The following is a 14,750-nucleotide window of genomic DNA, read 5'->3' as shown; positions in this document are numbered from 1 at the left end:
ATTGGTAAGTGAGACACTTATACATAATTAAAAATGAATGGGATATAAACCGAAACAGACGTTAACCTATTACAACACTATAAAAATAATTAATAGTCAATAGAATTGAAAAATGATATAATATCATCTGTGATAATGATTATCATTTATATAGAAAATAAGCAAACAAAAGTTATAAAATATATGGGAATAAATAGGTGATTTTGCCTATTGTTATAGAAAGAAGGGTAGTTATGAGTCGCTTGAAAGGAGAACAGGTCACTATAGGTTATGGTGATAATGTCATCGTAGATAATTTAGATGTACACATACCTGATGGAAAAATAACATCTATTATAGGGCCGAATGGTTGTGGGAAATCAACATTACTTAAAGCGCTATCAAGATTGTTACCAATCAAAAATGGAGAGATAAAGCTAGATGATGAAAATATACATGCACAGTCTACAAAAGAAATCGCAAAAAAAATAGCGATTTTACCACAATCGCCAGAAGTTGCGGATGGATTGACCGTGGGTGAATTAGTTTCATATGGACGTTTTCCGCATCAAAAAGGATTTGGTCGTTTGTCTGCAGAAGATAAAAAAGAAATTGATTGGGCGATGCGTGTCACAGGAACTTATGATTTTAAATTACGTTCGATTAATGACTTAAGTGGTGGCCAACGTCAACGTGTTTGGATTGCAATGGCGTTAGCACAGCGTACAGATATTATTTTCTTAGATGAACCGACGACTTATTTGGATATTTCTCACCAATTAGAAATCTTGGAATTAATTACGCAATTAAATAAAGAACAGGGGTGTACGATTATCATGGTCTTACATGATATAAACCAAGCTGTTCGTTTTTCAGATCATTTAATTACAATGAAGCAAGGGGATATTGTTGCGACTGGTGATACTGAAAAAGTATTAACAAAAGAAATTTTAGAAAAAGTATTTAATATAGACGTAGAGATTAGTACTGATCCAAGAACTGGTAAACCGATGCTCGTGACATATGATTTATGCAGAAAAAGTTATTCGGAAGTCTAGGGGTAAATTATGACTACAAAGAAAAAAGGAAAGTTGAATTTTACCGCAACATTGATTATAGCGGCACTACTATTAATGGTTGCTTTAGTTGTTTCAATATTATTTGGTGACGCCAAGATTCATTTATCAACTATTTTTGAAGCAATATTTAACTATAATCCTAAAAACCAACAACATAATATTATCAGTGAAATACGAATACCTAGAGATATAGGTGCCATTTTGGTCGGTGTGGCACTCGGAACTGCTGGTGCAGTTATTCAAGGTGTTACTAAAAATGGTTTAGCTGATCCAAGTTTAATTGGTCTAAATTCGGGTGCGTCATTTATGCTTGCACTTACTTTTGCATTCTATCCATCAGCACCATTTATCGTTATGATGTTTGCAGGCTTTATAGGCGCATTAATGGGTGGCTTTATAGTACTCATGATTGGGAGATCTAGAAGTGATGGATTTAATCCTATGCGTATTATATTAGCTGGTGCAGCTGTCAGTGCACTGTTGACTGCTTTAAGTCAGGGTGTTGCATTACTCTTTAGATTAAACCAGAGCTTAACATTTTGGAGCGCTGGTGGCGTTTCAGGAACGACTTGGAATCAGTTGATGTGGGCAGCGCCATTTATTTTAATTGCACTTGTAATACTTGTTTCAATGAGTAAACAATTAACTATATTAAATTTAGGAGAAACGCTTGCTAAAGGACTCGGACAAAATGTAGCATTTACACGTGCCATTACGTTAATTTTATCCATGATTATGGCAGGTATAGCGGTAGCTATGGTTGGTCAAATCGCATTTGTTGGTTTGATGGTGCCCCATATAGTGAGGTATTTAGTGGGCACGGATTATGCGCGTGTGATACCGCTTACTGCAGTTGTTGGTGGCTTGTTACTACTAGTTGCAGATACCGTTGCACGTATGTTGGGAGAAGCCCCTGTAGGAGCAATCATTTCCTTTATTGGTGTACCTTACTTCTTATATTTAGTTAAAAGAGGGGGGCGCTTCTCATGATAGATCCAAGACTCAGATATAAACAGTGGGTTACGATGACAATTCTCATCATATTAGTGTTGTTGGCATGTGCTTGGAGTATGACTTCGGGAGAATATAAGATGTCCGTTGGTGCATTCTTCAAGACCTTATTAGGTCAAGGTGAATACACAGATACTTTAATATTAATGGAGTTCAGATTGCCTCGTATGATTATTACTATCTTGGCAGGTGCGGCTTTAGCGATGAGTGGTGCCATCATACAAAGTGTAACTAAAAATCCTTTGGCTGAACCAGGGATACTCGGAATAAATGCAGGTAGTGGTTTCGTTATTGCATTATTCATAGTTGTAGGACAAGTAGATGCAGCAAACTTTGTTTATGTACTACCAATTATTAGTATGATTGGTGGCGTATTGACTGCGTTAATTATTTTTTCATTTAGTTACAATAAAGGTGAAGGTATTACGCCAGCAAGTATGGTGCTCGTTGGTGTCGGGATGGCATCTGCGCTCAGTGGTGGTTCATTAACGTTAATGTCTACGTTCGATGAAGACCAATCAGAGTTTATTGCTTCATGGCTAGCAGGTAATATATGGGGAGATGAATGGGCATTTGTCATTGCATTCTTGCCTTGGGTCATTGTACTCATACCTTATTTATTATTTAAAGCCAATGTTTTGAATCTATTAAACACACATCAACATATTGCACAAGGCGTTGGTGTGAAGATTGGAAGAGAACGCATTATGCTGTTACTTGTTGCAGTATTACTTTCATCCGCAGCAGTATCAGTAGCAGGAGCAATTGGTTTTATTGGGTTATTAGGGCCGCATATTGCTAAGTCTATTTTCGGACCAAGACATCAATTGTTTTTACCAATTTCTATATTAATTGGTGCGTTTTTACTTGTCTTGGCAGATACGTTAGGACAAGTGATTTTACAGCCATCTGGTATTCCAGCAGGAATTGTCGTTGCAATTATCGGAGCACCTTATTTCTTATATCTCATGTACAAAACAAAATCAGTTTAATCAATTAAATATTGAAACGAATACTTGTATTTATGCTAGCAAGTATTCGTTTTTTTAATTACTTAAAACAATGATGTAAAATTAATAAAATCAACAGTCAGATGTTAGCGTTTACATTTGTGGGTGGGGTATACTAATGATGAGTAGTTAAATTAGGAGGTCATCGTAATGAAAAAATTAATTAAAGAAAAAACACATTTTTTGAATGATATGTTAGATGGGCTTTCAATCACTAATGAGCAAATTGAGGTTGTTTCAGATTCAATCGTTGTTAGAAAATCTAGAAAAAAACAGGGCGTTGCCATTGTATCCGGTGGTGGTAGTGGTCATGAGCCAGCACATGCAGGATATGTTGCGCAAGGTATGCTAGATGCTGCAGTTTGTGGTGAAGTATTCACATCACCTACGCCGGATAAGATACTTAGTGCTATCAAAGCAGTAGACAATGGTGATGGTGTATTACTGGTAGTTAAAAATTATGCAGGCGATGTCATGAATTTTGAAATGGCGCAAGAAATGGCTGAAATGGAAGACATTTTGGTAGAAACCGTTGTCGTAAAAGATGATATAGCAGTCAGTGATGAAGAGAAGCGTAGAGGTGTAGCAGGGACGGTCCTTGTACATAAGTATGCGGGGTACCTTGCAGAAAATGGGGCATCATTGTCAGAAATTAAAGATAAAATAGAAACCTTCTTACCAAATTTAAAAACGATTGGTATGGCAATCACAGCACCTATGGTACCAACGACTGGAAAATTTGGATTTGACATTGAAGATGATGAAATGGAAATAGGTGTAGGGATACATGGTGAAAAAGGCCTATCAAGAGAGACAATAGAACCAATAGATAATATTGTGGGGCGTTTATTAGGTGTGTTACTCCAAGAAATAAAATCAGATGATTTAATTGTTATGGTCAATGGTATGGGTGCAACGCCGCTTTCAGAACTTCATATTGTAGCAAAATATGTTTCTGAAAATTTGAAAGCGCAACATAAATCAGTAGAGCATTGGTTAGTAGGTGATTATATGACTGCTTTAGATATGCAAGGGTTTTCAATAACGCTTATACCTAACTCTGAAGCGGTGTTAAATGCGCTTAATGCGCCAACTGCTAGTAAATATTTTAATTAAAATAGGACGCATAAGAAATGAAGGAGTGGAAAATATGAATGTATCAGAACTTAAAACACGTTTATTAAATTTAGTAGATGTCTTTGAAGAAAAAGAAGACCTACTGACAGATTTAGATAGAGCGATTGGTGACGGCGATCATGGTGTTAATATGGTAAGGGGCTTTAAGGCATTGCCTGATAATATAGATGATCGTTCGATGCAAAGTTTATTAAAATCCACAGGTATGACTTTAATGTCAAATATCGGTGGGGCATCAGGACCTTTGTATGGTTTTAGTTTTGTGAAAATGTCACAAGTTGTAAATGACGAAATTGATAAAGATAATTTAAAAGTAATGTTAAACTCATTTTCAGAAGCGATTGCACAAAGAGGTAAAGTAGAATTAAATGAAAAAACGATGTATGACGTTATTGAACGTGCAAATACAGCTGCGCAACAAGATGAAGCATTAACATTTGAAGTATTACAGTCGTATGCAGATTTAACAAAAGATATAGAGGCTACTAAAGGACGCGCGTCATATTTTAAGGAAGATTCCAAAGGACATGTTGATCCGGGGGCACAGAGTAGTGTATATATTTTGAATGCGTTGATTGGAGATGAATTTTAATGACAAGTATTGTAATCATCAGTCACAGTAAAGAAATTGCCACAGGAACAAAAGCATTATTGAGTCAAATGGCGGCAGAAGTGCCAGTTTTTGCACAAGGCGGTGTAGGTGATGATATCGGCACATCATATGATCAAATTCAAGATTTAATTAATCAATTGGATGACGATGCGTTATGCTTTTATGATATTGGGTCGGCAGAAATGAATTTAGAGTTAGCGATTGAAATGTATGAAGGAGATTATCGTGTGGAGAAAGTAGACGCCCCTATTGTTGAGGGTAGTTTTACTGCAGCTGTCAAATGCTCAGTAGGCGGATCAATGGATGACGCAATAGCAGAATTGACTCAAACGTTCGGCTAAATAATAAGCGTTATTTCAATAAATCACAAAATATAAGAGAAATCTGAACATAACAACTAATTTGACAAAAAAATTCTTTTTTAAATGATTATATAGGTAGATTATGGTAAAATAAAAGCTAACTGTTATAGAAATCTGGATACCTAGGAGGACATTGCCATGAAAGATTTAATCCAAAAGCATGTCTTAAACGGCGAATTTGAGTCAGTCAAACGTTTGATGTCCCAGACAGATTTTATGGAATTTGAAGAAGCGTATATATCAAGTGCCCATGAAGTGGAGAATATCATGTTTTATACATGTATTTTAGATATGATGAAAGAAGAAGAAACGGCAGAAATGCATGACTTAGCTTTCCTATTATTAGTCTATCCATTAAGTGAAATCAATGGTGCTTTGGATTCTGCGTTTTATCATGCAGCGTCTTCCATAAAAATTACTGAGGGCAAAGAAGTTAAAAGTTTGTTACAAATGTTATTGTTACATGCAGTTCCTGAACCAGTCATTTCTGATAAAAAAGCATTCGACGTTTCACGCCAAATACTTAAATTAGATCCTTCTAATAGTGTTGCGCGTAATGTCCTGAAAGAAACTGCTAAACGTATGGACGATGTAGTTGTTGATTTTAACGAGTTAAATCGTTTTAAAAATGCCCATTAGTAAAGTAGTTAACTTTGGTAAGGAATTATAAATATTAGATTTTGACAAAGTAAACAATTGATTTAAAAATCCGAGTTGAGTACATTTATTTTAGTGTAGCTGACTTGGATTTTTTTATTAATATATCGGATATGTATAGACGTAGTAGGAAAAAATTGTAAAAAAAGCTAAGATATTTAACAACAACGATAATTGTATAAAATTACAGAATTTCCGTAGATATATCGATTAAATCAGTAATTATTTTATGTGAAAAGTATATTTAATACATTAATTGAATGTTTAATAATATTAGGGTGATTATAGATTTGTGTTAAAAATAATGTGTAGTGTAAAATTTTATGTTGTACTGTTGCAAAAATTATTCAGTAAGTTATAATAACTCAATGTGTTAACTATGAGGAGGTTAAAATTACATGGGGTTGAATAAAGAAGCGGTAAAAATTGGATTCGCTTATGTTGGTATCGTCGTAGGTGCCGGCTTTTCAACAGGACAGGAAGTCATGCAATTCTTCTCACCTTATGGCCTATGGTCATATATTGGTGTGATACTTTCAGGTCTAATTTTAGGATTTATAGGTAGACAAGTAGCTAAGATTGGTACTGCATTTGATGCACAAAATCATGAATCTACTTTAGATTATCTTTTTGGAGACAAGTTCAGTAAAATCGTAGACTACCTATTGGTATTTTTCTTATTTGGTATTTCAGTCACTATGATTGCAGGTGCAGGATCAACGTTTGAAGAAAGTTTTGGCGTACCTACTTGGTTAGGTGCATTAATAATGGTTGTAGCAATCTACATAACATTGTTAATGGACTTTAATAAAATTGTACGTGCTTTAGGCGTCGTAACACCATTCTTAATTATATTAGTTGTTATTATTGCTGCATATTACCTGTTTAATGGAAGTATTTCGTTTGGCGAAGTAAATGACTCGGTACCAGAAGCGAGTGCTTGGAAAGGTATTATATTCGGTATTAACTATGGTGGTTTGGCCTTTGCGGTAGGTTTCAGTACAATTGTTGCTATCGGTGGCGATGCATCTAAGCGTAAAGTTTCTGGTGCTGGTGCGTTATTTGGTGGTATCGTCTATACGATACTATTAGCACTAATTAACTTTGCATTACAGTCAGAATTTCCAAAAATAAAAGACGCTTCCATTCCAATGTTAACGTTAGCTAATGATATCCATCCTTGGATTGGTTTAGTATTATCTATCATTATGTTAGCGGTAATGTACAATACTATTCTAGGCTTAATGTACTCTTTTGCTGCAAGATTTACAGAACCATACAGTAAAAAATATCATATTTTTATTATTGTGATGGTGATTGTGGCATTTGGATTAAGCTTTGTAGGTTTCTCAGGACTAATTAACTTCCTATACCCAGTTATGGGTTATGTAGGTCTTATCGTTGTCATTGGTGTACTTGTGAAATACTACATTAGAAAACGTCAGAATGAAAAATATATCGCATAAAAATAGATTTAACAAAAGTAAACCCAGCTTATGTATGTGAGCTGGGTTTTATTTATATTTCTTAGTCAATTCATACTACAGTGTATGTATGAATTATGGTACAATGCTTCCGAAAGGGAAGGTCATGCATGAAGAAAAATTATAAGTGGACGCTGATTGCTGTGTTCGTATTTGTTGTAATCGCATTGGTTACAGCATTGTTATTAAAGCAGCAGTATGATCGTCAACACGCAAGTGAACTAAAAGAAAAAGTACAAATTAATAATAGAAATGTTAATGCATTTACTAATATCACTTATAGCACGGGCTTACCAAACAGTAGACTAGATATTCTTACACCTACAGATTTGGATAAAGATAATAAATTGCCGGTTGTTTTTTGGATGCATGGTGGTGGTTTTATAGCTGGTGATAAACAATATAAAAATCCATTATTATCAAAAATTGCTGAGCAAGGTTATATTGTTGTGAATATTAACTATGCACTTGCACCTGACAATAAGTATCCGACCCAACTACATCAGATTGATCAAGCCGTCCAATTTATTAAGAAAAATAAGCACGAATTACCTATGGATTTTGACCAAGTTATCTTTGGTGGCGATTCAGCTGGTGCCCAGATGTCTAGTCAATATACAGCCATTCAAACAAATCAATCACTTAGAGATGATATGGGATTTAAACAGCAATTTAAAGCAGATAAAATAAAAGCAGCAATCTTTTTTGGCGGCTTTTACGACATGAAGACAGTAAAAGCAACTGAATTTCCAAGAATCCAACTTTTTATGGAAAGTTATACTGGAGAGAGAGATTGGGAGAAACAGTTTAAATATATCAGTGAGATGTCTACGATTAATCAAGTAACAAAAGATTATCCACCAACATTTTTATCAGTTGGTGATGCAGATCCATTTTATAGTCAAAATATTGAGTTTTATAAAAAACTGAAATCTATGGATGTACCAACAGATAAATTGTTTTATGATGGCACACATCATTTAAGACATCAATATCAATTCCATTTAGATTTACCGGAATCGAAACAAAATATGAAAAAAGTTCAAAGTTTCTTAAGTAGAAACACGAGTTCTTCTGGTGTTGAAACAGAAATAGATGAAGGAACAGAAAATCCAAATGGTGTAGACTTAAATCCGTATTAATAAAAGTTGGATTTAAGATAGAGTCTCATAGAAAGCAATTTCATAATAGAATATCATAGTTTCTCTGACAAATAGAATTGGAAGAGAGATAACATGATACAAATATCAAGTGTAAGTGTACCAAGTCGACACATGATATTGCTAGTCATTTATGATGCATATAATAAAATAAGGTCGAGACATAAACTGAAATGTCTCGACCTTATTTGTTATACTGACAGAAAGCAAGCCTGTTTATTGTACTTCAAACTGATTTGCAAGATTATAATGATGCATATTAGTTTGGGAAATTATATTACTGTTATACACTCTTTTTTTCATTTACAATAATGTTAGTTGCTAATGACGTTTAGATGACTGGTAGATAGGTAAATTAAAGTAATAACTTCGCCATGACATATTTATTGAAGTATCTACCATCTATAAACAATTTGTCACGTAGCTCACCTTCAATTTGATATCCTGCAGTTTTAAATAAGTCTACTGCAGTTTCGTTTTCAGGAACGACTGAAGCTTCGATACGACGAATATGATGATTTAAACACCATGCTTCAACAGAGTTAATTAATGATTGCCCTAGGCCTCTTTCTCTATAATGTCTAATGACACCCATAGAAAATATCGCTTCATGGCGTGTTCGTTCAAAATTTTCTGTCGTAACAATAGCAAATCCCACAAGTTCGTCGTTATTTTCAGCAATATAAATGGCATTCGAAGGTGAAGTTATATAATGTTCTAAATTTGCAATCGCATCATTATTCGACGGCGCATATTCACCGGGATTATATATTAAGTAATCAGATTCATCATAAATTGTCGTTAATAATTTAACAAATGGATCTATATCATTGATGCCAATTTCACGTATTTGATGAACCATGTATGTACACTCCTTATATATCTTTTGTTAATACTCAGTTATAGTATAACTTAACATCATTAGCATGATATTACTAGGGAATATTTAAATAGAGTCAAACTAATGTAAAGGAAGTATGCTTATGAAGCCCAATATTTTACTTGCTGGTGTAACAGGCTATATTGGAAAGAATTTGATTCATTCTATAAAAGATGAAGGTGAGCTATATACGTTATCTAAATATCCTAAAGAAAAGGATTTTCAAGACGTTATATGGTTAAAAAAAGATATTTATAATTATACTGATGTGTTAAATGCAATGTCGGGGATGGATATAGCGATTTATTATTTAGATCCAACGAAACATTCGGCTAAATTAACACAGGCAACTGCAAGAGACTTAAATTTAATTGCTGCAGATAACTTTGGTAGAGCAGCTGCTGCTAATGGTATTGGTAAAATCATTTATATCAGTGGTAGTCGATTTGATTATGAAACAATTTCAAGACTATCAGCCTATGGCGTGCCGGTTGAACAGACAGAAGGCATTGTGTCACGTCCACATGTTGCTGTGGAACTTCAAGTATCTAAATATGATGACGTCCGCAGTGCTTTGAGTATTCAATTGCCGATGAATTGGACATTAGAACAAATGGTTGAATACTATTTTAATTGGTTAAATGAAACAAAAGGTACATTGCTTCATACATATAAAGACAAGGATAATTATGTGGTTTATGTTAAAGATAAACAGAACCCGATATTGGTATTACATAAAACCCAAGTCGAATCGGATATGATTGTGCTACACTTAGTGGGTGGTTCAATCGTAAAACCTAACGTGCTAAAACAGGGCAAATTAGAGTTTCGTAAGCTGAAAGGTACGCAAACTGTATTAGTGCATCTATTCGATTATATCCCTAAGTTAGTTTGGCCGGTGTATTATTTATTCCAGTCACCGTTTCAAGGATTAATGTTGAGAGGATTTGAAATCGATTGTCGAATTAAGCATTTTAATGGACGTATACAGTCAGGTGAAGATATAAAATATACTAAATAAAAGGTGATTATATGGACATACTATTAGTAGAAGATGATATGACATTATTTAAAGAATTAAGCGAAGAATTGGAACAATGGGATTTCACTGTTAATGGTATTGAAGATTTTAATGATGTAATGGCAAAATTCGAGTCAGTAAATCCTGCAATCGTTATTATGGATGTCAAATTACCAAAATTTGATGGGTTTTATTGGACAAGGAAAATCAGAGAAGTTTCTAATACGCCTATCTTATTCTTATCTTCTAGAGATAACCCAATGGATCAGGTGATGAGTATGGAACTTGGCGCTGATGATTATGTACAAAAACCATTCAACACAAATGTATTAATAGCAAAACTTCAAGCAATTTATAGACGTGTCTATCAGTTTAGCTTAGATGAAAAGCGTGTGCTGTCGTGGCAAGATGTGGTATTAGATTTATCTAAAGATAGTATAAGCAAGGATGATCACCAAATATATTTATCGAAGACAGAGATGATTATATTAGAAATGCTTGTAAAAAAGCAAGATCAAATTGTGACGAGAGATACATTGATTACCGCTTTGTGGGATGATGAAGCATTTGTAAGTGATAACACGTTAACCGTCAATGTAAATAGATTAAGAAAAAAATTAGCAGAATTAGATATGAATGATGCCATTGAAACAAAAATTGGCAAAGGATATATGGCACATGGCTAATTTAAAATGGATTATTCTCTTTTTACATTCACGAATATACTGGATATTATGGCTCTTATTTTTACATTTTATTTTCTTAGGCATCGCTTATTTAGACTATGATATAAGTGTATATAGCATTTTTTATATTATTATTTTAAATATTGGCATATCTGTATTGTTCTTATTGTTTACTTACTTAAAAGAAGTAAAGTTTTTTAAGCATCTTGATGAAAATATAGAACCAGAAGCATTAAAACATAAAGCATTAGCAGATACACCTTTTCAACAAGAAATGGTTAATTATTTATATGGACAGATTACAACTCAAAAAGCATTGGTCACGCATCAAAAACAACAAATACAATCTACAGAAGCAGCATTAACTGATTTTGTCCATGATATTAAGACACCTGTCACAGCCATGAAGCTGTTAATTGAGAAGGAACAAGATGTCTCTAGAAAGCGTGCTTTACTCTATGAATGGACGCGCATCAATGATATGTTAGACAGGCAGTTGTTTTTGACTCGACTTGAGTCACAAAATAAAGATATGTATTTTGAGCATGTGGCATTAAAACGACTTGTAATAGAAGAAATACAAATAACAAGGTACATTAGTCAATCAAAAGGTATAGGGTTTGATTTGGATTTTGAAGATGAATTCAATGTGTATACAGATACGAAATGGTGTAGGATGATGATTAGACAAGTGTTATCTAATGGAGTCAAATATAGCGAAGAAAGTACAATACATATACGTGCTTTTAAAGAAGCAGGACAAGTTGTACTTGAAATAGTAGACGAAGGTAAAGGAATCAGCAAAAAGGATTTGCCTAGAATTTTTGAAAAAGGATTTACATCTACTACTGATCGAAATCGTACAAGCTCTTCGGGACTTGGTTTATATCTAGTGAATCATGTTAAAGATAAACTGAGTATAAGTGTGCAAATTACTTCTGAAGTAGAAGAAGGTACAGCAGTTAAATTTATTTTTCCAAATCAGAATGAAATTGTTTCAAAACTATCAGAAAATATATAAACATTTACAGTATTATATTATGTAAAACTGCCAACAAATTTTGATTTATCGGCAGTTTTCTTTTTAATAGAAATACTGTAAGAGGGAAGTATCGTCAGTGAACAAGCTATAGTGGATATTGGTTATGTATAAAAGTAATTGTTGAATACTAAAAGTAAATGTGCAATCATATCTAATGTAAGTTTATTTGAATTTAATATAATGAGTAAGCAGTTTTGTGACACGCAGTTACTGAAGGTATTTTATAGAAATACATTTTAAAAACATCGCGTATATAAGTATAATCATTAATATTACGAAAATGAAATGTTAAGAATTTGTAAATACAATTGTAGGATTGTAAATTTTATGCTATTTTCAAATAAGGATAAATCAACATTTGTGAGATTTTTTAAACTAATATAAGCAAACGCTCATTTACATATAATTAACAAACATTGTAGTGACAACAAAATAATGAGCAAATTGTAAATCTTGCCAATCTTAATTTGTCTTAAAGGATTTTAAATTTTTTTAAATTTATTGAAGGTGATTGGGGACAATCGCTGTAAATGGAGGATTTTTTGAATGTTTAACAAGAAAAAAGATAAGTTCATGGTGCAACTTGAAGAAATGGTGTTCAACTTAGATAGAGCAGCAATTGAGTTTGGGAAGATGGATTTTAATACACATTTAGATCTTAAAGCATACTCAGACAATATTAAAACCTATGAATCACATGGAGACGAGTTAATGCATCAAGTGATTTCAGACTTGAACCAAACTTTTATTACACCAATCGAACGTGAGGATATCCTCTCTTTATGTAATGCTATCGATGATGTTTTAGATGCAATTGAAGAAACATCAGGCATGTTCGAAATGTATTCTATTGAGTATACTGACGAATATATGGCTGAATTTGTGGATAATATCCAAAAAGCTATTGCAGAAATGAAACTAGCTGTTGGTTTACTTGTAGAGAAGAAATTATCACATATGCGTATCCATTCTATTAATATAAAAGAATTTGAAACTAACTGTGACGGTATTTTACGTCAATCAATTAAACACATATTTAATAGTGAAACAGACCCGATTACACTGATTAAGATAAAAGAAATATACGAAAGCATGGAAGAAATTGCAGATAAATGTCAAGCTGTAGCAAATAACTTTGAAACAATAATCATGAAAAATAGCTAAGGAGTCCTAACTTATGGAATATATTTTGATCATCACAGTAGCTATCGTTATTTTTTCACTTGTATTTGACTTTATCAATGGTTTCCATGATACAGCCAACGCTGTTGCTACTGCTGTTTCAACTCGCGCCTTAACTCCTAGAACTGCGATACTTTTAGCATCAGTGATGAATTTTATTGGCGCTTTAACTTTTACTGGGGTTGCAGGAACAATTACTAAAGATATTGTAGATCCATTTAAATTAGAAAATGGGCTTGTTGTCGTATTAGCAGCAATTATTGCTGCTATTTTATGGAACTTAATTACATGGTATTATGGTATACCAAGTTCGTCTTCTCATGCATTGATTGGTTCAATCGCTGGGGCTGCAATTGCATCACAAGGTTCATTTGCAGTGTTACATTATGAAGGCTTTACAAAAATTATCATTGTTTTACTTGTATCTCCGATTATTGCATTTTGTGTTGGTTTTATTATGTATTCAATAGTAAAAGTTGTATTTAAAAATGCAAACCTTACAAAATCTAATCGTAACTTTAGATTTTTCCAAATTTTCACTGCATCGTTACAATCATTTTCACATGGAACCAACGATGCGCAAAAATCAATGGGGATTATCACATTGGCACTTATCGTAGCTAATCTACAAACAGGGACGAGTGTTGAGCCACAATTATGGGTTAAAGTAGCCTGTGCTACAGCAATGGGATTAGGTACAGCTGTTGGTGGTTGGAAAATTATCAAAACAGTTGGCGGTAACATTATGAAAATACGTCCAGCTAATGGTGCGGCTGCAGATTTATCTTCTGCATTAACCATATTTGTTGCGTCATCATTACATTTCCCATTATCAACAACACATGTTGTATCTTCATCTATATTAGGTGTAGGTTCATCAAACCGCATAAAAGGTGTTAAATGGAACACAGCACAACGTATGATTATTACATGGGTGATTACGTTACCCATTTCTGCAATTGTTGCAGCAATTATTTACTACATTATAAATATTTTCTTATAGTAGATAGTTTATTAAAATCGCATTGACTGTCGACAAAGTTTTCAACTTTGTTGGCAGTTTTTTTGTGGACAATTTTGCAAGATAATGCCTTGGTTAATAGACTTTAACTGATGCTTTTGGCATGGGAGTTAGCATTAATCACTACCAATCGAATTTTATGTAGTTTACCAATGCGATTTAAGGTATCTTCTTCAAATGAAATTGTTCACCTTGAGATATTATTTAACATGTATTTATTGTATCTAAGAGTTGTGTTCGTTTTTTAAGGATACTATTGAAAGAGCGACGTATGGAAGGCATCAATTAATTAATATAAGAAAGCGCTGATAAGCACAGTTGATAGAAGATTAATTATTGGCTTGTTGCTTTAATAATATGGTAAGAAAATCTTGTAATCAGAGAAGGGTGGCATGATTAATGGGATAGTTTTTGAAAAAAGCTACC

15 protein-coding genes are annotated in these 14,750 nt (G+C 33.5%); 14 read left to right on the top strand and 1 reads right to left on the bottom strand.

All coding sequences use genetic code 11. The annotated features are described in order from the left end of the window. The first annotated feature begins 233 nt into the window (after positions 1–233). The 9 genes from BTJ66_RS03065 to BTJ66_RS03025 all read left to right on the top strand — a co-directional run bounded on the left by BTJ66_RS03065 (position 234) and on the right by BTJ66_RS03025 (position 8,474). Positions 234–1,037 (top strand): ABC transporter ATP-binding protein, encoded by an 804-nt coding sequence (locus tag BTJ66_RS03065; protein WP_099089525.1) that lies wholly within the window; start codon positions 234–236, stop codon positions 1,035–1,037. Between the two features lie 9 nt (positions 1,038–1,046). After that, complete coding sequence (locus tag BTJ66_RS03060) at positions 1,047–2,048, top strand: FecCD family ABC transporter permease (protein ID WP_099089524.1); 1,002 nt, start codon at positions 1,047–1,049, stop codon at positions 2,046–2,048. Further along, positions 2,045–3,061, top strand: coding sequence for a FecCD family ABC transporter permease (locus BTJ66_RS03055; protein WP_099089523.1), 1,017 nt, complete (start codon positions 2,045–2,047; stop codon positions 3,059–3,061). Before BTJ66_RS03060 ends, BTJ66_RS03055 begins: the two co-directional genes overlap by 4 nt. A 168-nt stretch (positions 3,062–3,229) precedes the next feature. Next, a complete protein-coding gene (dhaK, locus tag BTJ66_RS03050) occupies positions 3,230–4,195 on the top strand; it encodes a dihydroxyacetone kinase subunit DhaK (protein ID WP_099089522.1) in 966 nt (321 codons plus the stop codon). Between the two features lie 34 nt (positions 4,196–4,229). Next, positions 4,230–4,808 carry a dihydroxyacetone kinase subunit DhaL gene (gene dhaL, locus BTJ66_RS03045; protein ID WP_099089521.1) on the top strand — a complete coding sequence of 193 codons (579 nt, stop codon included), beginning with the start codon at positions 4,230–4,232 and terminating at the stop codon, positions 4,806–4,808. Then, positions 4,808–5,170 carry a dihydroxyacetone kinase phosphoryl donor subunit DhaM gene (dhaM, locus tag BTJ66_RS03040; protein ID WP_099089520.1) on the top strand — a complete coding sequence of 121 codons (363 nt, stop codon included), beginning with the start codon at positions 4,808–4,810 and terminating at the stop codon, positions 5,168–5,170. Before dhaL ends, dhaM begins: the two co-directional genes overlap by 1 nt. Before the next feature lie 159 nt (positions 5,171–5,329). Then, positions 5,330–5,830: a hypothetical protein gene (locus BTJ66_RS03035; protein WP_099089519.1), complete on the top strand. Its 501-nt coding sequence runs from the start codon at positions 5,330–5,332 to the stop codon at positions 5,828–5,830. Between the two features lie 416 nt (positions 5,831–6,246). Beyond that, positions 6,247–7,314 carry a YkvI family membrane protein gene (locus BTJ66_RS03030; protein ID WP_099089518.1) on the top strand — a complete coding sequence of 356 codons (1,068 nt, stop codon included), beginning with the start codon at positions 6,247–6,249 and terminating at the stop codon, positions 7,312–7,314. Between the two features lie 128 nt (positions 7,315–7,442). Next, the gene (locus BTJ66_RS03025) at positions 7,443–8,474 is read left to right on the top strand and encodes an alpha/beta hydrolase (protein ID WP_099089517.1); all 1,032 of its coding nucleotides are present in this window, start codon (positions 7,443–7,445) and stop codon (positions 8,472–8,474) included. 373 nt (positions 8,475–8,847) lie between these two features. Here BTJ66_RS03025 and BTJ66_RS03020 read toward each other — a convergent pair whose 3' ends face one another. Next, positions 8,848–9,354, bottom strand: coding sequence for a GNAT family N-acetyltransferase (locus BTJ66_RS03020; RefSeq protein ID WP_099089516.1), 507 nt, complete (start codon positions 9,352–9,354; stop codon positions 8,848–8,850). A 121-nt stretch (positions 9,355–9,475) separates the two neighbouring features. On the opposite strand from BTJ66_RS03020, the gene BTJ66_RS03015 reads away from it, so the two are divergent. From BTJ66_RS03015 to BTJ66_RS02995, 5 genes are all read left to right on the top strand, one after another. Further along, the gene (locus BTJ66_RS03015; RefSeq protein WP_099089515.1) at positions 9,476–10,393 is read left to right on the top strand and encodes an NAD-dependent epimerase/dehydratase family protein; all 918 of its coding nucleotides are present in this window, start codon (positions 9,476–9,478) and stop codon (positions 10,391–10,393) included. An 11-nt stretch (positions 10,394–10,404) separates the two neighbouring features. Next, entirely contained in the window at positions 10,405–11,079 is a 675-nt protein-coding gene (locus tag BTJ66_RS03010) for a response regulator transcription factor (protein ID WP_099089514.1), read from the top strand. After that, on the top strand, positions 11,072–12,100 hold the full coding sequence (locus tag BTJ66_RS03005; RefSeq protein WP_099089513.1) for a sensor histidine kinase: 1,029 nt from the start codon (positions 11,072–11,074) through the stop codon (positions 12,098–12,100). Before BTJ66_RS03010 ends, BTJ66_RS03005 begins: the two co-directional genes overlap by 8 nt. 567 nt (positions 12,101–12,667) lie before the next feature. Next, a complete protein-coding gene (locus BTJ66_RS03000) occupies positions 12,668–13,285 on the top strand; it encodes a DUF47 domain-containing protein (protein ID WP_099089512.1) in 618 nt (205 codons plus the stop codon). Positions 13,286–13,298: 13 nt separating this feature from the next. Continuing rightward, positions 13,299–14,306 (top strand): inorganic phosphate transporter, encoded by a 1,008-nt coding sequence (locus BTJ66_RS02995; protein WP_099089511.1) that lies wholly within the window; start codon positions 13,299–13,301, stop codon positions 14,304–14,306. Positions 14,307–14,750 lie beyond the last annotated feature (444 nt).

It is taken from the genome of Staphylococcus edaphicus (assembly GCF_002614725.1).
In the GTDB taxonomy this organism is placed as follows: domain Bacteria; phylum Bacillota; class Bacilli; order Staphylococcales; family Staphylococcaceae; genus Staphylococcus; species Staphylococcus edaphicus.
This window is presented reverse-complemented; position numbering and strand designations above follow the sequence as displayed.